Below are 19561 nucleotides of genomic sequence, written 5' to 3' on the forward strand. Positions count from 1 at the left end.
TACATGACGAACTCCTCGGGTGCGCCGACTCGGCCCCTGGATCGACGTCTGGGCCTGCGGGACGGCGTCGCCCTGGGGCTCGCAGCGATGATCGGCGCCGGCCTGTTCAGCGCCTTCGCCCCCGCGGCTGCCAGCGCCGGCCGGTGGCTGGTCCTCTCCGTCGTCATCGCCGCCCTCGTCGCGGCCGCCAATGCCTCCTCCATGGCACGCCTCGCCGCGCGCTACCCCGACTCGGGCGGCGCATACGTCTACGGCCGCGAGCGCTTGGGCTTGCCGTGGGGCCACCTGGCCGGGTGGGCCTTCGTCGTGGGCAAGGTCGCCTCGTGCGCCGCGATGGCCATGACCCTCGCGGTGCACGTCTGGCCCAACTTCGCCAAGCCGATCGCCGTCCTGGCCGTCCTGGCCGTGCTCGCCCTCAACCTGCAGGGCGTGCACCGCTCGGCCCGGGTGGCCCTCGGCATCGTGGCGCTGGTGGTGACGCTCGTGGTCACCTTCGGCGCCGTCATGCTCATCGCTCCCCCGGTCACGGTGGACACACCACCCCCGGCCGTCCCGGGCTCCGGGACTCCCGCGGGCGTGCTCCAGGGCGCGGGGTTCCTCTTCTTCGCCTTCGCCGGGTACGCCCGGGTGGCGACGCTCGGCGAGGAGATCACCGACCCGCGTCGCACGATCCCCCGCGCCATCGGCATCGCACTGCTGGTCGTGCTGGCGCTGTACGTGCTCGTCGCGGTGGCGCTGACCAGCTCGCTCGGGGCCGGCTGGCTGGCGGCCCGCGAGGCTCCGCTGGCGGAGGCAGCGGAGATCTCCGCGTGGCCGTGGCTGGGCCCTGCCCTGCGCGTCGCGGCCATCCTCGCCGCGGGCGGTGCGCTGCTCGCGCTCGTCCTCGGTGCCTCCCGCACCCTCATGGCGATGGCCAGGGACCGCCACCTCCCACCGGTGCTGGCCACCGTCGACGGCCCGCACCGCACACCGCGCCGGGCGGAGGCCGTGATCGCCGGGCTCGTGATCGTGCTCATCGTGCTCGTGGACCTGCGCGGGGCGATCGCCTTCTCCTCCTTCCTCGTCCTGACCTACTACGCGATCGCCAACGCCAGCGCGTGGACCCTCGAGGGTCGGGCGGCCACGAAGGTCGTCCCCTCCCTCGGTCTCCTGGCCTGCGTCGGCATCGCCTTCCTCCTGCCGTGGCAGGCCGTGGTCGCCGGCGTGGTCGTCCTCGGGCTCGGCGCGTTCATCGGGTGGGCGCGCCACACCACGCGTGAGCACCCCGACGCGTAGACTGCTGGACGGATGAGTCGGCCGGACGGTCGCGTCACCGCTGCGGCGGTGTCGAGGAAAGTCCGGGCTCCACAGGGCGTGGTGGTGGCCAACAGCCACCCGGGGCGACCCGCGGGACAGTGCCACAGAAAGCAGACCGCCTCGTCCACCTCGGTGGACGAGGTGAGGGTGAAAGGGTGGTGTAAGAGACCACCAGCGATCCGGGTGACCGGATCGGCTCGGTAAACCCCACCAGGAGCAAGTCCGGACAGTGTGCGTCCGAGGGCGGCCCGCCCGAGCACACGGGTAGGACGCTGGAGGTCGTCGGCAACGGCGACCCGAGATGGATGGCCGTCGCCCCGGCAACCGGTAACGGTGCCGGGGAACAGAACCCGGCTTACAGGCCGACTCATCCCCCACTCCGGCCTCCACGAGGTCGGAGAGTGGTTGCGCCCGGCTCCCACGGGCCGTGCGGCCGCGCGCAGCGCACGGGGTCGGTTCAGGCCGTTGCCACCGGCTCCTTCGGCGTGGGCCGGTCACTCTCGGCGCGCAGTGCCGGAAGGTAGAGGAGCACACCGGCACCCGAGACCACCCCGAGCACCACGACGCCGACGGAGAGCGAGGTGGCGTCCGCGAGCAGGCCGGCGAGCGGTGCGCTCACGGCGAAGACCGCGAAGCCGACCATCGAACCGAGTGAGAGGACCGTCGTACGGTTGCCGGCCTCGGCCTCGCGGTGCACGAGGGAGGCGTGCAGTGGCCCGCTGCCCCCGAAGATGCCGTACGCAGCCAGGTAGCCCAGGACCACGCCCGCCGGACCCGTCGCGAGGCCGATCGCGACGACTCCCCCAGCCATCCCCAGGTGGGTGACCATGGCCGCACGTCCCACGCCGATCCGGGCCGAGAGCCAGCCGCCGACAGCGGCGCCGCCGGCGTAGACCGCCCACCCTGCCGCAGCGACCGGGCTCATCAGGGCCCCGGCTGCCTCCTCGCTGCCCAGGAGCTCGGCGAGCCGCAACGGCACGAGACCCTCGAAGCCGATCATGGGCAGGGAGATGGCCGCCTCGGCCCCGAGGAGGGCCAGCAGCACCGCGTTGGCGGTCACGAGCTGCAGCCCGGACCGCACCACGCGCGGCGCCTCACGCACACTCGACCGGGCCGAGACGCGCTCGGCGCGAGGCGGCTCCCGCAGCAGCACCACGATGGCCACCAGGTGCACGACGGTGAGCGCGAGGCAGATCATGAAGGGCAGCCGCAGTGCGCTCCCGGGAAGGGGATCCCACAGCACCAGACCGCCGGATGCCAGTGCGCCCAGGGCGATGGAGGCGCCGAGCACCGTGCCGGCGCGCGACAGCTCCTGGTCGACGTCGGCGCCCGGTCGGTGCGCGTGCACGCTGTCGACGTACCACGCCTCCAGCGGTCCGGAGTCGAGCGCGCGGAACACCCCTTGGACGGCCATCGCCGCCGCGAAGACCCAGAACGAGGCGGCGACCAGATAGAGCGCCATCGAGGCGACTGCGGTCACGGCTGCCGCGATCAGCACCGGGCGGCGTCCGAAGGCATCGGCGAAACCGCTGGTCGGCAGCTCGAGCAGCAGGATCACCACCCCCTGCACCGAGCCGAGGGTGAGCACCTGGGTGACGGTCAGGCCGTGCTCGAGCGGCCACAGCGAGAACAGCGCGATGGTCAGTCCCACGGGGAACCAACGGGTGGCGTCAGCAGCCAGTAGACGCGCCGGGCCGCTGCCGGCGCCAGGGCACTCATCAGTCGCCGCTGTCGATGGTCTCGTCGACCACGCCATCGACTGCTCCGCCGACCCCTGCGGCGCCGGGGCGGGGGAACATCGCCACCTGGACGACGACGGGCACGGTGTCCCCGGTGCCCTCGTCCTCCTCCTCGGTCTCGTCCACGAGCTCCTCCAGAGCCGCCAGGAGGGCCCGAGCCCGCGTCGGGGTCAGGCGCACCTCCCAGTCGGCCAGGCTCGAGACCTCACGCCATCGAGCCGGCAGCAGGTCGCGCTCCTCGACTGCGTGCTGCACCTGCTCGGCCTGCACGACCGCCACGGCCTGGAGGAAGGCGCCGAGGGCGTCGCGCGCAGCATCGTCCTCCTCGCTGTCCGCACCCCCGAACTCGGTGGAGCGGTGCGCGGCGCGCCACCATCGCTCGCGGCGGGATCCGTCGTGGCTGCCATCGAGGTCGTCCTCGATGAAGCCGTGCTTCGCCAGCTGACGCAGGTGGTACGAGGTCGCCCCGGAGTTCAGCCCCAACCGGACGGCCAGCGATGTCGCCGTCGCCGGGCCCTCGGAGCGCAGCAGCCCCAGCATCCGCAGTCTCACGGGATGGGCCAGAGCACGCAGGCTCTCGGGCCGAGGCGTCGCTCCGGTGCTGGTCACGACACGAAGGTATTACTGCACATGAGTATTTGCAAACAGGTATTTGCCGAGTGTGCGGACCCGGTCAGAGCCAGCCGAGGCCCTCGGCGACGAGGACGAGGCCGAAGAGGGCGAAGGCGGCCGCGGCGCCGTAGGTGATGACCTTCTCGGGGAGCTTGCGCCCGAGGACCGCACCGACCGCGATCGCCAGGGCGTCTGCGGCCACCATGCCGATCGTGGAGCCGATCCAGGTGCCGAACCAGTCCTCGCGCACGGCCAGCGTGATCGTGGCGAGCATCGTCTTGTCGCCGAGCTCGGCGAGGAAGAAGGCTGCTCCGACGGCGAGCAGTGCCGAGCCGGTGGCCTTCTTGGCCTTCTGCTCCTCCTCCTCGGTCAGCTCGTCGCCGCGCAGCGTCCACACCGCGAAGCCGAGGAAGGCGACACCGGCCGCGACCGCGATCGGGCCCTGGTACTCCTCGAAGCCCGAACCGATGGCATACCCGATCCCCACGGAGGCGAGATGCACCAGCAGCGTCGCGACGGTGATGCCGATGATGACGTCCCGCGCCCGGTACCGAGTGGCGAAGGTCATCGCCATCAGCTGGCTCTTGTCGCCGAGCTCGGCGACGAAGATGACCACGGTGCTGAGCACCAGTGCTTCGAACATGAGAAAGCTCCTCGTCTGCCCGGACGAGGAGCCGTGTCACGACGAGCCTCGACCGGGTCGTCGCATGACTGACCGGTCGAAAGTCTCGTCCGCCAGCCGAGCTGGCCCGATGTGCCGGACCCACGACCTGTCGGTCCGGGGTCAGTGTGTCGACACACCTGTTGGGGACTACTCCCTTTCGAGCGCTCACCCTAACCCATGGCGAAGGGGTGGGCTCACCCGACCGCGAAGCTCGCCTTGCCCCGCGCATGGTCGACTGCGGTCAGGCGGACGGTGACCTTGTCGCCGAGACCGGCCCTCCCGCTGGCCCTGCCGATGACGGGCGGGTCGATCACCTGGATCTCCATCTCACCCTCCCCCTCCGGCACGTCGATGACGACGGCCGTGAAGGTCTGGCCCACCCTGTCGGCGAGCGTGGCCGCCTCGATCGCGTCCATGGCTCCCCTCTCCACGCCACCGACCAGCCGCTCGGAGGCCTCCATCAGCCCGGGCAGGGTCGGCAGCGCCTGACGCACCCACGTCGGCACCTCCTCGCCGGCGCTCACGGCGGCGCACAGGGCCAGGCCGAAACGGTCGACGAGGCGGCGGAGCGGCGCCGTGACGTGGGCGTACGGGGCGGCGATCGCGGCCTGCTCGACGAGCTCGGGCACTCCGCCGTCGAAGACGGTGTACCCCGCCCCGCGGAAGAGCACGGTCGACTCGTGGATGAGCGCGAGGTGGCGCGCGTTGCTCCCGTCGAGCGAGCGCAGCAGGTCACCGTGGGTCTGCTCCGCCGGCCACGGGATCTGCAGGGCCGACGCGATCTGCCGCAGCTGGCGCAGGGCGTCCTCGCCGGGCTCGGGCATCGTGCGCAGGATGCCCACATCCGCGTGCAGCATCATCTCGGCGGCGACCATGCCGGTGAGCAGCGAGATCTGGGCGTTCCAGTCCTCGGCGCGCAGCAACGGACGCAGCTGCAGCCGGAAGCCGCCGTCGACCTGCTCGACCTCCTGGTCGGGCATCGGCAGCGACGCGCCGCCCCGCTCCTGCTCGAGGGTGATGCGCTTGTCGCCGATCTCCTGGAGCAGGGCGAGCCGCTCGTCGTCGGTGCCCGCGTCGATGCTCGCCTGCACCTCGGCGTACTCGAGCCGCTCGACGCTGCGCACCATGGCCGGGTAGATCTCGGCGGCGGTGTGCTCGCCCCGGGCGTCGAGGCGGATGTCCCACACGTACGCCGGGCGGAGCTCGTCGGGAAGCAGGCTCGCGGCCCCCTCGCTGAGCACCGGTGGGTGCAGCGGGGTGCGCTCGTCGGGCGCGTAGATGGTCTGGCCGCGGCGGCGGGCCTCTGCGTCGATGGCCCCGCCCGGCTCGACGAAGGACTCCAGGTGGGCGATCGCGTAGCGCACGCGGTACCCGTCACCGTCGCGGGAGAGGTGCATCGCCTGGTCGAGGTCCATGGACCCGGGTGGGTCGATGGTGAGGAAGGGGAGGTCGGTCTCGTCCCGCTCGGGGAGCGAGAGCGGCTGCGCCGCAACGCGCTCGGCCTCGGTGATGACCTCGGCCGGGAAGTCCTCCGGCACCTCGAGCTCGGCCCGGATCTCATCGAGTCGTGAGCGCAACCCGGCGGCGTCGACGACCTCTCCGGTCGCGGGGTCCGTGGGTCGGAGGAGGCCGATGCGCTTTCCCATGCTGGACACCCTAGGCGCACCCCGTAGGGTTCCGGCGTGCTCGTGCTGCTGCCGCCCTCGGAGTCCAAGACCGGTCGTTCGCGGGGCAAGACCCTCGACCTCGGCTCGTTGTCGTTCCCTGCCCTGACGCCGGCCCGGGAGCGTGTGCTCGCGGCCCTCGCGGAGGTCAGCGCCCGCGCCGACGCCCACGAGGTGCTCGGTGTCAGCCCCAACCTCGTCGCGGAGGTGGCCCGCAACACCGCCCTCATGACCGCACCGGCGCCACCGGCCTCGCACGTCTACAGCGGTGTCCTCTACGACGCCCTCGACCTCGCGAGCCTCTCGCCGGGCGCCAAGCGCCGGGCCGGGCGGTGGCTCGTCATCGTCTCGGCGCTCTTCGGTGCGGTCCGTCCGGGCGACCGCATCCCGCCCTACCGGCTCTCGATGGCGGTGAACCTCCCTGGTGTCGGGCCGCTGGCCGCGCACTGGCGCGAGGTCCTCGACGCGGAGCTGACCGCCGCGGCCGGGACCGGCCTGGTCGTCGACTGCCGCTCGAGCACCTACGCCGCAGCGTGGCAGCCCTCCGGCACGACGGCGACACGGTGGGTCCACGTCACCGTCCCGGGGGCGACGCACATGGCCAAGCACACGCGCGGCCTCGTCGCCCGCCACCTGCTCGGGGTCGACCGGGAGCCGAGGACGCCGCAGGCGCTCGTAGCGGCGCTCGAGCCGGCCTTCGAGGTCGAGCTGTCCGGCCCGGCGAAGGGGGCCGGCCCCCTTCGCCTCGCCGTGACCGCGAGGTAGCGCCCCGCCTCAGTCCAAGCCGTCGAGGGCCGAGGTGAGGTCGGCGAGGAGGTCGTCGACACCCTCGAGCCCCACGGAGATGCGCAGGGTCGCGTCGGTGATGCCGATCGCGGCGCGTGCCTCCGGCCCCATGCGGCGGTGCGTCGTCGTCGCCGGGTGGGTGATGAGCGACTTCGAGTCGCCGAGGTTGTTGGAGATGTCCACGAGGCGCAGCGCGTTGACGACCGCGAAGGCCTCGGCCTTGCCCCCGTCGATCGCGAAGGTAACGACCGTGCCGCCACCACCCATCTGCCGCCGGGCGAGGTCGTGCTGCGGGTGGTCCGGCAGCCAGGGGTGGACGACCTGCGTGACCCGGGGGTGCTGCTGCAGCTCCCGGGCCAGCACGAGGGAGGACTCGGCCATCCGACGCACGCGCAGGTCCATCGTCTCCAGCCCCTTGAGCAGCACCCAGGCGTTGAAGGGCGACAAGGACGGTCCGGTGTGCCGGATGAGGTTGCGCACGGGGCCGTCGATGTAGTCGGCCGGACCGAGGATCGCGCCACCGAGGACCCGCCCCTGCCCGTCGATGTGCTTGGTCGCGGAGTACACGACGATGTCGGCGCCGTGGTCGAGCGGCCGGGAGAACACGGGGGTACCGAAGACGTTGTCGACGACGACCTGCGCGCCTGCGGCGTGGGCGAGCTCGCTCACCGCGGCGATGTCGACGAGCTCCTGCATCGGGTTGCTCGGCGTCTCGAAGAAGACCGCCGTGGTCGGCTCGGACAGCGCCTCGCGCCACTGGTCGAGGTCGGGCCCGTCGACGAGGACGGTCTCGACGCCCCACCGGGGCAGGATCTCGTCGACGATGACGAAGCAGCTGCCGAAGAGCGAGCGCGAGGAGACGAGTCGGTCCCCCTCACCGAGCAGCGCCGCCAGCGCGGTGAAGACCGCCGACATCCCCGAGGACGTGGCGTAGGCCGCCTCGGCGCCCTCGAGCACGCGCAGCCGCTCCTCGAGCATGCCGACGGTCGGGTTGCCGTAGCGGGAGTAGACGTACTTCTCCACGCCCCCGGAGAAGGCGGCCTCGGCCTCCTCGGCGGTGCCGTAGACGAAGCCGGAGGTGAGGAAGAGGGCCTCGGACGTCTCGTCGAAGGTGGTGCGGGCCTGCCCACCCCTGACCGCCAGGGTCTGCGGGGAGAGCCCGCTCGGATCGAGGTACGGCGCGGGGTTGCCCGGGCCGTGGGGGGACTCGCTCACCCCTGCCGCCATGGCAGGCCGGCCTGCTTCCACCCGGCGACGGCACGGTGCCCGTGCTCGTCGACCGGGCCCTCGAAGCCGTCGACGATGTTGTACGACTTCGCCCAGCCGGCTGCGGTGGCTGCCTCGGCGGCGGCCACGGACCGTCCACCGGAGCGGCAGAGGAAGTACACGGAGGAGTCCTGGGGCACGGCCTCCTGCAGCTGCTGCAGGAACGCGTCGTTGACGGTCCCTGCTGGGAAGGAGCTCCACTCGATGGGGACCATCTGCTTGTCGATGGCGGACAGGTCCGGGACCCCGACGAAGGCCCACTCCGCTTGGGTGCGCACATCGACGAGGACGGCCTCCGGGTCGGACGCGAGGGCCTCCCACGCGTGCTGGGGGCTGAGGTCTGCGGCGTACGTCATGCACCAAGGGTATGCACGGGAGGCGTGCCCCGTGCACGCCCGGTCGACACCCGAGACGGTCAGAAACTCAGCTCGATGCCCTGGACCACGAGCCACGAGGTGATGAGGAAGCGGGCCAGGCACCCGAGCGTGGTCACCACGACGAAGAGGGCGAGGGAGACGTGCTTGATCCCCGCGGCCACCGTGACGACGGCGAGCGGCGGGAAGCCCACGCCGGCACCGGCGAGCATGACCAGCGGCCCCAGGTGCGGACGGTCCAGCAGATCGATCATCGCCTTGCTCCACCGCTCGAGACGCTTCCTGAAGGCGCTGCGGCTCTTGCGTGCCTTGTCCGCGGCCCGCAGCTCCTTCTCCTCGCGGCGCTTCATGAAGGCCTCGGCGCCCTTCTCCGCGGCGACGAAGTGGGTCACCTTGCCGACGACCAGCCCGCCCGTCATCGCCGACACGTGCACGACCCACAGGTCGGGGAAGATGACGGGTGCCGCGACCGCGTAGATCTCGGCGTTCAGGGGCGGGAAGTACGCGGACAGCAGGCCGAAGACCACCGCGCCGATCACGCCGGACGCGGTCAACCAGGTGGGCAGGTCGTCGATGTCGCCGCTCCTCAGGTCCGGTTGGTGAAGGCGACGAGCGCCTCGCCGTCGGGCCGGACCTCGAGCGCGGTGAGGGAGCCCGGGTCGACGGCCAGGCGCCGCATCCGCTCGCGCGGCAGGCCGAGGACGTGCGCGAGGACGACGAGGATCGCCGTGCGGTGGCAGGCGACGACGGCGGTGCGTCCGTCGGCGACGACTCGCTCCCACGCCGTGACGACCCGCGTGGTCAGCTCCTCGTGCGTCTCCCCCTCGGACGGCTCGTCCCAGTCCGCATCGGCGTGGGGAGCGACCGCGAGCCGCTCGGCGACCGTGTCACCGGTCCTCGCGTCCCGGGTCGGGTCGGAGGTGACGACGCGCACGTCCGCGTCGTCGACGAGCGCGGCCACCCGGTCGGCTGCGCGCTCGGACTGCTCGGTGTCGCCGTGGCGCACGAGGACGACCAGGGTGGGCCCGTCGCGCCCCGATCGGCGCTGCGCCGCAGCCGGCTCGGTGTCCCGGCGGGGTGGGTGGTCGCCGCGCGATCCCTCGCGCCACTCCTCGACCTCCTCGCCGTCCATCCCGCGGTTGGACAGGGCATCGGCGTGCGCGTTCGCGTCGCGGGGGATCCAGACGAACGCGACCGAGCCACCCGCGGCAGTGATCTCGGCGACGAGGTCGCGGCCCTGCCGGGCGAGCTCCTGCATGTCGGGGTGCTTGATCTTCCACCGGCCCGACATCTGCTCGACGACGAGCTTGGAGTCCATCCCGACCTCCACGTCCGCCGAGGGATCGATGGTGCGGGCGGCACGCAGGCCGGCGAGCATGCCGCGGTACTCGGCGACGTTGTTACTCGCCGTCCCCAACGGGCCAGCGAGCTCGACGAGCACCCCACCGGATCCGGAGTCCCGGACGAGGGCGCCGTACCCGGCCACTCCGGGGTTGCCCCGGGAGCCACCATCCGCCTCCACCCGGAGGGAGCGCCCCATCAGCTCTGCGGAGCCGGGGTGCGCACGAGGATGCGGTCGCACTCCTCGCAGCGCACCACCTCGTCGACGGGTGCCTTCTCGATCGCGGCGAGGTCGACGGGGTTGAGCTCGAGGCGGCACCCGCCGCAGCGGCCGTGCTTCAGCTCCGCGGCGGCCAGGCCGCCGGACTTCTCCCGGATCCGGTCGTACAGCGAGATAAGGGCGTCGTCGATGCTCGCGACGAGCTCGGCGCGAGGGGCGCTGACCTGCTTCTCCTCGGCGTCGAGCTCTGCCAGCGCCTCGTCACGCTCGCGGGTCAGCCGGTCGACCTCGGCCTGCAACCCGGCCTGCTTCTCCGTCCCCGAGGAGACCCGCTCCTCGGCGGCCTCCTGGCGCTCCATGGCCTCGATCTCGACGTCCTCGAGGTCGCCCTGCCGCCGCGCGAGCGACTCGATCTCGCTCTGCAGGGCGGTCAGGTCGCGCGATGTCATGCCTGCCCCCGTGTCCAGACGCTGCTGGTCCCGCGCGGCGCGGTCGCGCACCTGCTGCACGTCGGCCTCGGCCCGGGCGACCTCACGTCGGATGTCCCCCAGCGTCGTCTCGGCGCGCACGACGTCGTCCTGGGCGCGCTGCAGCTGCGAACGGGCCTGCTCGAGGGCCGCGATCTGGGGCAGCCTCGTGCGGGCATGGGCGATCTGCTGCAGCCGGATGTCGAGCGCCTGCAGCTCGAGCAGCCGTGCCTGGACGAAGGGGTCTGCCTTCACTGGGGATCTCCTTGGGCTGTCTGTGCGCCGACGGTGAAGGTCCACGGGTCGGTGCAGATCGTGCTCACGTGGGTCTCCCATCCCACCACGTCGGCTCCGGCGTCGGCGAGAGAGTTGTGCAGCCGGGTCAGCATGTCCTCCAGCCAGAGGGACTCGCTCGCCCAGTGGCCTGCGTCGACGAGGAAGGGGGTGCCTGTGGCGGCCCGTGCCTCCTCCCGGGACTCGAGGGCCGGGTGGTGTCGCAGGTCGGCGGTGACGTAGACGTCGGCGCCCGCCGCGCGGGCGGCGTCGAGGAGGCCGTCCCCGGCCCCTCCGAGCAGCGCGACGCGTCGCACCCGGCCGTCGGGCGGCCCGGAGACACGGATGCCACCCGGTGCGGGCGGCAGCGCCCCCGCGAGCCGCTCGGCGAAGTCGGCGAGGGTGACCTCCTCGGCCAGGTACCCGACCCGGCCCATCGCGGTGCCCTCCTCCAGGGAGAGCGGCTCCGTCGCCGTCAGCCCGCAGGCCTGCGCGAGGGCGGTGTTGACGCCGGGCTCGGCGACGTCGGCGTTGGTGTGGGCCACGTACAGGGCGATGTCGGAGACCACGAGGGAGGTGACGCTCGCTCCCTTCGCGCTCGTCGTGGCGACCGAGTGCACACCCCGCAGCAGCAGGGGGTGGTGGGTGATGAGCAGGTCCGCGCCCGCGTCGCGGGCCTCCTCGATGACCTCGAGGGTGGGGTCGACCGCGGCATGCACCCGGCGCACGGGCTGATCCGGGTCGCCGGTGACGAGACCCACCTGGTCCCAGGACTGGGCGGAGTCGCCGGGGTACATGTCCTCGAGGACGGTCAGCACGTCACGCAGACGGATGGTGCTCATGTGGGCCCGGCCGGGCTCGAACCGACGACACCCGCGGTGTAAACGCGGTGCTCTACCAACTGAGCTACAGGCCCCGGGCGCGCGGTGCGCCGCGCGGTCATTGTGACAGGACGACGCTCCGGGGTCAGGACCGGCGCGCGTCCTCGATGAGGTTGATCTCGTAGAGGACCAGGTCGAGGGCGTCCGCGGCGGTGATCGGCGAGAAGCGCTGGGGCGTCTCGGCGGTCACGGTGCTCACCAGCGGGCTGAGCACCGTCCACGGCGTCGGGTGGCTGAACTGCACGACCGAGTAGCGGTCGCCCCCCTGCCCCGGGGCCGCGACGACCCGGTGGATGCCCGGCTCGATGAGGCCGTTGGTCACGGTCTCGAGCATGAGGCCGGTGTTGATGATGGCACCGCCCTCGGGCGCGACGGCGTCGATCCACTCGTCGCTGTCCTTCAGCCGCACCTGCAGACCGGCGGCGGTCGCCCGCGGCAGGGCGGTGATGAGGTTGATGTCGGCGTGCTCGGCCGCCCACACGTGCGGGGCGTCCGGCGCGGACTGCATCGGCGGGTAGTGGATCGCCCGGGAGAGGGTCGGTCCGTCCACGAGCATCGTCTCGAAGTAGTCGGGGTGGGCGCCCACGCCGGTGGCGATGATGCGCAGCACCCGGCGCTGGAGGTCGGCGACGGCCTCGTGGAAGGTCGTCAGCGTCTCGGTGATGCCCGGCACGGCCGACTCGGGCAGGACCGGGTCGTGGTAGCGGTGCGGGTAGCGGGTGCGAAGGGGGTGCCCCTCCGGGATCGCCGGGCCCCAGTTGAGCATCTCCTTCCAGTCCGCGACGTCGGAGGTGGCCGCGGTCTCGACGAGCAGGTCGGTGTAGCCGGTCTGGCCGTGGGTCCCCGGGGCGACGAACTGCTGCTTGACCTCGCGCTCGGCGGTGAAGAACTCCTCGAGCATCCCGTAGGCGGTGTCGATGAGGTCGTCGGACACGTCGTGCCGCACGTAGACGAAGCCGGTGTCCAGGGAGCTCATCAGGCCGTCGACGACTGCCCGTGCGCGCTCACCGTCCCCCGACTCGAAGGCCAGCAGGTCCACCTCGAGGATGTCGTCGCTCATGGTGGCGGAGACTACCGGGTGCCACCCGCGGCAGCGGCATCCTGCAACGCCGCCATGGCCCGCTCGTAGCCACTGAACTCACGACGCTCCCCCGCAGGGTTGACCAGTCGCCAGGCGACCCGTCCGTCGCGGCCGACGAGGAAGGTCCCTCGCCGGGCCATGCCGGCGCCCGCGTCGAAGACGCCGTAGGCGGTGGCAACGGCGCCGTGCGGCCAGAAGTCGGAGAGCAGGGGGAAGAAGTACCCCTCGCGATCCGCCCACGCCCGCAGGCTGAACATCGGGTCGCAGGAGATGGCCACCGTGGTCACGTCCGGCGACTCGAAGCGCCCGAGGTCGTCGCGGATCTCGCGCAGCTCGCTCGTGCAGACGCCGGAGAAGGCGAAGGGGTAGAACACCAGCAGGACCGCCCGGTCGCGCGTCAGCTCGGCCAGGGTGACGTCCGCGCCGTTCTGGTCGCGCAGGGTGAAGTCGGGGGCGATGTCCCCGACCGAGAGGGGCTGCTGACTCATGTCGGCAGTGTGCCAGTCGCGATCAGGCGACACCCTTGCGGGCAGCCAGCCGGGTCGCGACCCAGTGGTCGGAGCACATCACCGAGCCGGAGGTGTGCAGCCCGGCCGTCGTCGCCGCCTCGTCGACCTCGCTCGGGTCGACCTCGCCGTCACGGCCCGGGCGCGGGGTGAGCAGCACGATCGACGAGCCCTCGGCGAGCGTGCCGAGGGTGTCGACGAGGGCGTCGGTGAGGTCACCGTCGTCGTCGCGCCACCACATGATCACCGCGTCGACAACGCCGGTGTAGTCCTCGTCCTCGAGCTCGGCGCCAACGACGTCCTCGATCGCGGCACGCAGCGCCTCGTCGACGTCATCGTCCCAGTTGTACTCCTGGACGATCTGGTCGTGGGCGAAGCCCAGCTTGTCCACGGCACCGCGGGTCATCTCGTCCTCCCGGGCCGTCGCGTCCCCCGTCAAGGTGGTGGTCCTTCCTTCGCTTCGGTGATCAGTCATCAGGGCCAGTCCACAGTGTCCGGCGTCGGATCGCAACCAACGGGCCCGCTCGAACGTCGTCTGGCGTGGCTCGCGCGGGCCGCCGCGAGGTGCGCGAGACGTTGCGCGTCGTCGGTCGAGAGGTGCTCCACACGCGGGCGGACCGGCCCCACGGTGCTGAGGAACTGGACGCTCGCGAGGTCGAGCCGGCGGTCCAGCGGCCCCTGCTGGAGGGTCATGGACTGGATCCGCCCCCAGGGCACGACCTGCAGGACCCGGTCGAGCCACCCCGAGCGGGTGAGCACGGCCCGTCGCCCGGGCAGGTAGCCGATCCGCCGGCGGGCGAAGGGGTGGAACCACCTGGCCGCGGACGGCACCCCGACGAAGCCCTCGGGCGTGTCGGCGACGAGCGAGGCGACCTCGGCCGTGGTCACCGGGTCGGCGGTGACCGCCTCGAGCAGGCGCAGCACCTCGTCGGTCGTGGCGACGGGCACGAGGACGCTCTCGCCGGAGTCCCCGTCGGCGGAGGCGATGCGAGCCCCGGCGACGTTGACCTTGAGCGTCCACCACCCGGCGCGGCGCCACAGGACGGGCTGCTGGACCTCGAGTGCCTGCACGCGCTGCAGCGGCACGGAGGAGTGGCGGGTGTCGGTCAGTCCGCGCTGGCTCGTGAGCGTCTGCCCCCGCAGGGCAACCGTCAGCCCGTACCACCGGGTGAGCCTGATGATGCTGCGCATGCCGGTGATGAGGACGACGGGCAGGAAGCCACCGATGACCACGCCGAGGTCGACGAAGGTCAGCACGAGCGCGAGGCAGAGCAGCGCGAGGAAGAAGATCGTGTCCCAGGAGAGCAGCACCGAGGCGATCAGCCGCTCGACGGGTACCCGCAGCAGGGGCACAGCCGGCTCTGCGGCACCACGCCCCGGCCACGGCCCCTCCGGCCCGGCGGGAGGCACGGGTCCGCCCTTGGGCCTCGCAAGCTCGGCCCTTGAGTCGGGCGAACCCATCCCTCCCTCTGGGCCTGGTGATGGTGTCGGCTGCTGCGCCTCCGCCGCCAGGCCGAGCAGCCGGGCGCGGACCGCCTCGGCGTCGGTGTGCCTGAGGTAGGCGATGGACACGTGGGAGTCGCCGCCGCCGGCGGACTCGACGCGCACTTCGGACAGTCCGGTCATCCGCGCGAGGAGCGGACGGACGAGGTCGACGGCCTGGATGCGGTCGTAGCGCACCTGGCGGTGCTGGCGCATGATCGCGCCCGAGTGCATCTCCAGCCCGGTGTCCCCGAGCCGGTAACGGGTGAACCACCACGACAGCAGGCCGAGGAGCACCGCCCCGACGACGGTCAGGAGCACGAGCACGGCCGGGACGAGGAGGGAGGTCTCCCCCTCGCCGGGTGCCGGTGGCCCGGCGGCACCGACGACCCGGTCGATCTGCTGGGACAGGACGTAGCCGAAGACGGCGATGACCACGAGGCCACCGCGGATGAAGGGCGAGAGGGGGTGGACGCGCGAGAAGCCGTCCCCACCCCCTTCGCCCCCGGAGGGCTCGTCGAGCGTCACAGGCCCGCTCGCTGCGCCTCGCCGTGGGCCGCGAGCCGCACGCGCAGCTCCTCGGCCACGTCGACGGGCAGGCCGGGGATGTCCCCGCTGCTGGCCGGGGACGCGGTGTTGACCGTGATGTCGGCCAGTCCCTTGGCCCGCTTGTAGGGGCCGGAGGAGATGTCGACGTACTGGATGCGGCCGTAGGGGATCGTGACCAGCGAGCGCCACATGCGGCCCTTGCGGATGGCCAGCTCCTCGGGCAGCTCCACCCAGCTGATCGCCGCGACCTGGCGCGGGATGAGCCACATCAGCCACAGCCACAGGCCCGTCAGCAGCACGGTCACGAGGACCAGCCACGGGGTGATGAACGCCGCCGCCAGGGCCGCGGCGACGGCGGGTGGCAGGAGGGTCGCAGTCGTGCTCACCTGTCGCACCTCGGCCAGCAGTGGTGAGACCGGACGCCACTGCGCGCCGTGGTCCCCCGTCAGCGGGAGCACCGACGGGGCCGGCGAAGGGGGTTGGGTCTCGTCGTCGTCCACGGCACCATCACACCAGACCCCGTCCGTAGGCTGGCCACATGGTCAGGCGAGCGAAGGCGGGTCCATGGGACGGATGACGCAGCGGCTGCGCGCACAGCGCATGGGCGACCGCGCGGTCAGCAGGATCGAGTCGCTCGCCGTCGAGGAGCCCCTGGAGATCCGGGTGGCATCCCTCCCGGCCGCGGGTCTGGCCGCGGGCGGTGCACCGAGCGAGCTGCGGCCGCCGTCGACCACCGTGACGACGACGATGCGCCTGCCGGGTGACGACTTCGACCTCGCGCTGGGGCACCTGGTCACCGAGGGGCTCATCGGCGACGCCGAGGACGTCGCCGCGATGATGCACTGCACCGACACCGGTCCGGACGGCTCGCCGACCTTCAACGTCGTCGAGGTCACCCTCGCGGCAGGGGTCTCGCTGCGGCGCCCCGTGACGGCCCGCACGGAGGTCGCGACCAGCGCGTGCGGGGTGTGCGGGTCGACCTCCGTCGACGACCTGCTCGAGGCCCTCCCCCACTCCCCTCCGACGACCCGGCCCGCCACTCGCTGGAGCACATCCACGCCGGGATGGCGGCCATGCGCGAGCGCCAGAAGGTCTTCGAGGCCACCGGTGGCGTCCACGCCGCCGCTCTGCTCGACCCGGACGGCCGCCTCCTGGTGGTCCGGGAGGACATCGGTCGGCACAACGCCGTCGACAAGGTCATCGGGTGGGCCGCGCGCGAAGGGGGTCTCCCCCTTCGCGGGCACGTCCTGCTGGTCTCCTCCCGGGCCGGCTTCGAGATCGCGCAGAAGGCGGCCGTGGCCGGCGCCCCGGTGCTCGCCTGCGTCTCGGCCGCGACCACCCTGGCCGTGGAGGTCGCCGAGCGCAGCGGGTTGACCCTGCTCGGGTTCGTCCGGGAGCCGAGGGCCACCGCGTACGCCCATCCCGAGCGCGTCACCGGCTGACCGGGACGTCGCTCCCGTCCGTTCCCCGACCCCGGCTTGTGACGCGCGACACGGGGGAGGGAAGATGACTGTGTCTCCCGACACCCCCCGGGAGTGTTCTTCGGAAAGGACGACGACGTGCCCGGATCTGCCGATCACCTCAGCGACGGCCCCATCCTCAACGGCATCCCCACCCACCTGCCGGACATCGACCCCGACGAGACGGCGGAGTGGCTGGAGTCGATCGATGCCGTCATCGACGAGGCGGGGCGTGAGCGCGCCCGGTACGTGATGCTGCGGCTGCTCGAGCGGGCCCGGATGAAGAGCGTCGGCGTCCCGTCGTTGACCACGACCGACTACGTCAACACCATCTCCCCGACCAACGAGCCGTGGTACCCCGGCGACCAGGAGGTCGAGCGCCGCTACCGCGCCTGGATCCGCTGGAACGCCGCGATCCAGGTCCACCGTGCCCAGCGCCCGGGAGTGGGCGTCGGCGGCCACATCTCCTCCTACGCCTCCGCGGCGACGATGTACGAGGTGGGCTTCAACCACTTCTGGCGGGGCAAGGACCACCCCGGCGGCGGCGACCAGATCTTCTTCCAGGGGCACGCCTCCCCCGGGATGTACGCGCGCGCCTTCCTCGAGGGCCGTCTCAGCGAGGAGCAGATGGACGGCTTCCGGCAGGAGGCCGCGACGCTGGCGGGCGACTCCGAGACCGGCATGCCCTCCTACCCGCACCCGCGCCTGATGCCGGACTTCTGGGAGTTCCCCACGGTCTCCATGGGCATCGGCCCGATGAACGCGATCTACCAGGCGCAGTTCAACAAGTACCTGCACAACCGCGGGATCAAGGACACCTCCGAGCAGCACGTGTGGGCCTTCCTCGGTGACGGCGAGATGGACGAGCCGGAGAGCCGCGGCCTGCTGCAGACGGCGGCCTTCGAGGAGCTGGACAACCTCACCTTCGTCGTCAACTGCAACCTGCAGCGGCTCGACGGCCCGGTGCGCGGCAACGGGAAGATCATCCAGGAGCTCGAGGCGCAGTTCCGCGGCGCGGGCTGGAACGTCATCAAGGTGATCTGGGGCCGCGGCTGGGACCCGCTGCTGGCCGCCGACCACGACGGCGCCCTGGTCAACCTGATGAACCAGACGCCCGACGGCGACTACCAGACCTTCCGGGCCAACGACGGCGCGTACGTGCGCGAGCACTTCTTCGACCGCGACCCGCGCACGCGCAAGCTGATCGAGGACTGGTCCGACGCGGACGTGTGGTGGAAGCTCAAGCGCGGCGGCCACGACTACAACAAGGTCTACGCCGCCTACCGCGCCGCGATGGAGCACTCCGGCCAGCCGACGGTCATCCTCGCGAAGACGATCAAGGGCTACGGCCTGGGCTCGAGCTTCGCCGGTCGCAACGCCACCCACCAGATGAAGAAGCTGACGATCGAGGACCTCAAGGGCCTGCGCGACGGCCTGCAGATCCCGATCTCCGACGAGGAGCTGGAGAAGGACCCGTACCTGCCGCCCTACTACCACCCGGGCGAGGACGACGAGGGCATCCAGTACATGAAGGAGCGCCGCGAGAAGCTCGGCGGGGGCCTGCCGGAGCGCCGGGTCGACTACGAGCCCCCGACGCTGCCCGCGAAGGAGAAGTACGGGCAGCTGGCCAAGGGGTCGGGCAAGCAGGAGATCGCGACGACGATGGCCTGGGTGCGCCTGCTCAAGGACCTCATGCGGGAGAAGGGGTTCGGCGAGCGGATCGTGCCGATCATCCCGGACGAGGCCCGCACCTTCGGCATGGACTCCTTCTTCCCGACGAAGAAGATCTACAACCCGCACGGGCAGAACTACACCTCGGTCGACGCCGACCTCATGCTCGCCTACCGCGAGTCCGAGACGGGGCAGCTGCTCCACACCGGCATCAACGAGGCCGGCTCGGTGGCGGCGTTCACCGCTGCGGCGACGAGCTACGCCACGCACGGCGAGCCGATGGTGCCGGTCTACATCTTCTACTCGATGTTCGGCTTCCAGCGCACCGGTGACTTCATCTGGGCCGCGACCGACCAGATGTCGCGCGGCTTCATGCTCGGCGCCACGGCCGGCCGCACGACGCTGACCGGTGAGGGGCTGCAGCACGCCGACGGGCACTCCCCGCTGCTGGCCGCGACGAACCCGGCCGTCGTGTCCTGGGACCCGGCCTACGGCTTCGAGATCGCGCACATCATGCGCCAGGGCCTGGAGCGGATGTACGGCGGCGACGCGCCCCAGACCGACATGGCGCGCAACGTCGTCTACTACCTCACCCTCTACAACGAGCCGATCGTGCAGCCGCCCGAGCCCGAGGGCCTGGACGTCGACGGGCTGCTCCGGGGCATGTACCGCTACGCGGCCGGGGACGACTCCGGACTCGGGGACACCCCACCGCGCTGCCAGCTGCTCGCCAGCGGTGTCGGCATGCCGTGGGCCCTGGACGCGCAGGAGCTGCTGCGCGAGGACTGGGGCGTGGTCGCCGACGTGTGGTCGGTGACCAGCTGGACGGAGCTGCGCCGCGAGGCGATGCGGTGCGACGAGGAGCGCTACCTCCACCCGGAGAACGAGCGTCGCACGCCGTACGTCACCCGTGCGCTGGAGAACTCCGTCGGCCCGATCGTCGCGGTCTCGGACTACATGAAGCAGGTCCAGGACCAGATCCGGCCGTGGGTCCCGGAGGAGTTCTCCGCCCTGGGCACCGACGGTTTCGGTTTCTCGGACACGCGCGCCGCCGCTCGCCGGTACTTCCACGTCGACGGTCCGTCGATGGCGGTCCGGGCGCTGCAGATGCTCGCCGACCGCGGTTGGGTGGCCGAGGACGTGCCGGGCAAGGCCGCCGAGAAGTACCGCCTGCTCGACGTCACCGCCGGCACCTCCGGCAACGCCGGGGGCGACGCCTGAGGTCGCGC

The 19561-nt window shown here is 72.0% G+C and carries 18 protein-coding genes, 1 tRNA gene, 1 other RNA gene and 1 pseudogene; 5 read left to right on the forward strand and 16 right to left on the reverse strand.

What is annotated here, in order from left to right:
• Window positions 1-3 precede the first annotated feature (3 nt).
• Complete coding sequence (locus PVE36_RS09270; protein WP_277451825.1) at window positions 4-1275, forward strand: APC family permease; 1272 nt, start codon at window positions 4-6, stop codon at window positions 1273-1275.
• Between the two features lie 13 nt (window positions 1276-1288).
• Window positions 1289-1670: RNase P RNA component class A (gene rnpB / locus PVE36_RS09275), an RNA gene on the forward strand.
• Between the two features lie 83 nt (window positions 1671-1753).
• Here rnpB and PVE36_RS09280 read toward each other — a convergent pair.
• The 4 genes from PVE36_RS09280 to PVE36_RS09295 form a co-directional block, all read right to left on the reverse strand.
• A complete protein-coding gene (locus PVE36_RS09280) occupies window positions 1754-2947 on the reverse strand; it encodes an MFS transporter (RefSeq protein WP_277451827.1) in 1194 nt (397 codons plus the stop codon).
• A 67-nt stretch (window positions 2948-3014) separates the two neighbouring features.
• On the reverse strand, window positions 3015-3644 hold the full coding sequence (locus tag PVE36_RS09285) for a helix-turn-helix domain-containing protein (protein WP_277451829.1): 630 nt from the start codon (window positions 3642-3644) through the stop codon (window positions 3015-3017).
• A 64-nt stretch (window positions 3645-3708) separates the two neighbouring features.
• The gene (locus PVE36_RS09290; protein WP_277451830.1) at window positions 3709-4290 is read right to left on the reverse strand and encodes a TMEM165/GDT1 family protein; all 582 of its coding nucleotides are present in this window, start codon (window positions 4288-4290) and stop codon (window positions 3709-3711) included.
• 215 nt (window positions 4291-4505) lie between these two features.
• Window positions 4506-5957, reverse strand: coding sequence for an RNB domain-containing ribonuclease (locus PVE36_RS09295; protein ID WP_277451832.1), 1452 nt, complete (start codon window positions 5955-5957; stop codon window positions 4506-4508).
• Window positions 5958-5993: 36 nt separating this feature from the next.
• Here PVE36_RS09295 and PVE36_RS09300 point away from each other — a divergent pair, with 36 nt between their 5' ends.
• Entirely contained in the window at window positions 5994-6740 is a 747-nt protein-coding gene (locus PVE36_RS09300; RefSeq protein ID WP_277451834.1) for a peroxide stress protein YaaA, read from the forward strand.
• 9 nt (window positions 6741-6749) lie between these two features.
• Here the strand turns inward: PVE36_RS09300 and PVE36_RS09305 are convergent, their stop codons facing one another.
• The 12 genes from PVE36_RS09305 to PVE36_RS09360 all read right to left on the reverse strand — a co-directional run bounded on the left by PVE36_RS09305 (window position 6750) and on the right by PVE36_RS09360 (window position 15701).
• On the reverse strand, window positions 6750-7976 hold the full coding sequence (locus PVE36_RS09305) for an O-succinylhomoserine sulfhydrylase (protein WP_277451835.1): 1227 nt from the start codon (window positions 7974-7976) through the stop codon (window positions 6750-6752).
• Complete coding sequence (locus PVE36_RS09310) at window positions 7973-8383, reverse strand: rhodanese-like domain-containing protein (protein ID WP_277451837.1); 411 nt, start codon at window positions 8381-8383, stop codon at window positions 7973-7975. The genes PVE36_RS09305 and PVE36_RS09310 overlap by 4 nt, the downstream gene beginning before the upstream one ends.
• A 59-nt stretch (window positions 8384-8442) precedes the next feature.
• Window positions 8443-8940, reverse strand: a complete 498-nt coding sequence (locus PVE36_RS09315) for a hypothetical protein (protein ID WP_277451838.1) — start codon at window positions 8938-8940, stop codon at window positions 8443-8445.
• A 47-nt stretch (window positions 8941-8987) separates the two neighbouring features.
• Window positions 8988-9941 carry a reverse transcriptase-like protein gene (locus PVE36_RS09320; RefSeq protein WP_277451840.1) on the reverse strand — a complete coding sequence of 318 codons (954 nt, stop codon included), beginning with the start codon at window positions 9939-9941 and terminating at the stop codon, window positions 8988-8990.
• Window positions 9941-10684, reverse strand: a complete 744-nt coding sequence (locus tag PVE36_RS09325; protein WP_277451843.1) for a C4-type zinc ribbon domain-containing protein — start codon at window positions 10682-10684, stop codon at window positions 9941-9943. Before PVE36_RS09325 ends, PVE36_RS09320 begins: the two co-directional genes overlap by 1 nt.
• A complete protein-coding gene (locus PVE36_RS09330; RefSeq protein WP_277451847.1) occupies window positions 10681-11544 on the reverse strand; it encodes a Nif3-like dinuclear metal center hexameric protein in 864 nt (287 codons plus the stop codon). The genes PVE36_RS09325 and PVE36_RS09330 overlap by 4 nt, the downstream gene beginning before the upstream one ends.
• A gap of 1 nt (window position 11545) precedes the next feature.
• Window positions 11546-11618 (reverse strand) — tRNA-Val (locus PVE36_RS09335).
• Window positions 11619-11668: 50 nt separating this feature from the next.
• Window positions 11669-12643 (reverse strand): 2-oxoglutarate and iron-dependent oxygenase domain-containing protein, encoded by a 975-nt coding sequence (locus PVE36_RS09340; RefSeq protein WP_277451850.1) that lies wholly within the window; start codon window positions 12641-12643, stop codon window positions 11669-11671.
• 11 nt (window positions 12644-12654) lie between these two features.
• On the reverse strand, window positions 12655-13152 hold the full coding sequence (locus PVE36_RS09345; protein WP_277451853.1) for a peroxiredoxin: 498 nt from the start codon (window positions 13150-13152) through the stop codon (window positions 12655-12657).
• 22 nt (window positions 13153-13174) lie between these two features.
• Window positions 13175-13576: a DUF3052 domain-containing protein gene (locus PVE36_RS09350; protein WP_277455808.1), complete on the reverse strand. Its 402-nt coding sequence runs from the start codon at window positions 13574-13576 to the stop codon at window positions 13175-13177.
• Between the two features lie 68 nt (window positions 13577-13644).
• Window positions 13645-15180 (reverse strand): PH domain-containing protein, encoded by a 1536-nt coding sequence (locus PVE36_RS09355; RefSeq protein WP_277451856.1) that lies wholly within the window; start codon window positions 15178-15180, stop codon window positions 13645-13647.
• A complete protein-coding gene (locus PVE36_RS09360; protein WP_277451857.1) occupies window positions 15177-15701 on the reverse strand; it encodes a PH domain-containing protein in 525 nt (174 codons plus the stop codon). Before PVE36_RS09360 ends, PVE36_RS09355 begins: the two co-directional genes overlap by 4 nt.
• A gap of 247 nt (window positions 15702-15948) precedes the next feature.
• Here PVE36_RS09360 and fdhD point away from each other — a divergent pair.
• Window positions 15949-16643: pseudogene (gene fdhD, locus PVE36_RS16230) on the forward strand (formate dehydrogenase accessory sulfurtransferase FdhD).
• 117 nt (window positions 16644-16760) lie between these two features.
• Window positions 16761-19553 (forward strand): pyruvate dehydrogenase (acetyl-transferring), homodimeric type, encoded by a 2793-nt coding sequence (gene aceE / locus PVE36_RS09375; protein WP_277451863.1) that lies wholly within the window; start codon window positions 16761-16763, stop codon window positions 19551-19553.
• The last annotated feature ends 8 nt before the right edge of the window (window positions 19554-19561 follow it).

The organism is Janibacter sp. DB-40, from assembly GCF_029510815.1.
Lineage (GTDB): Bacteria > Actinomycetota > Actinomycetes > Actinomycetales > Dermatophilaceae > Janibacter.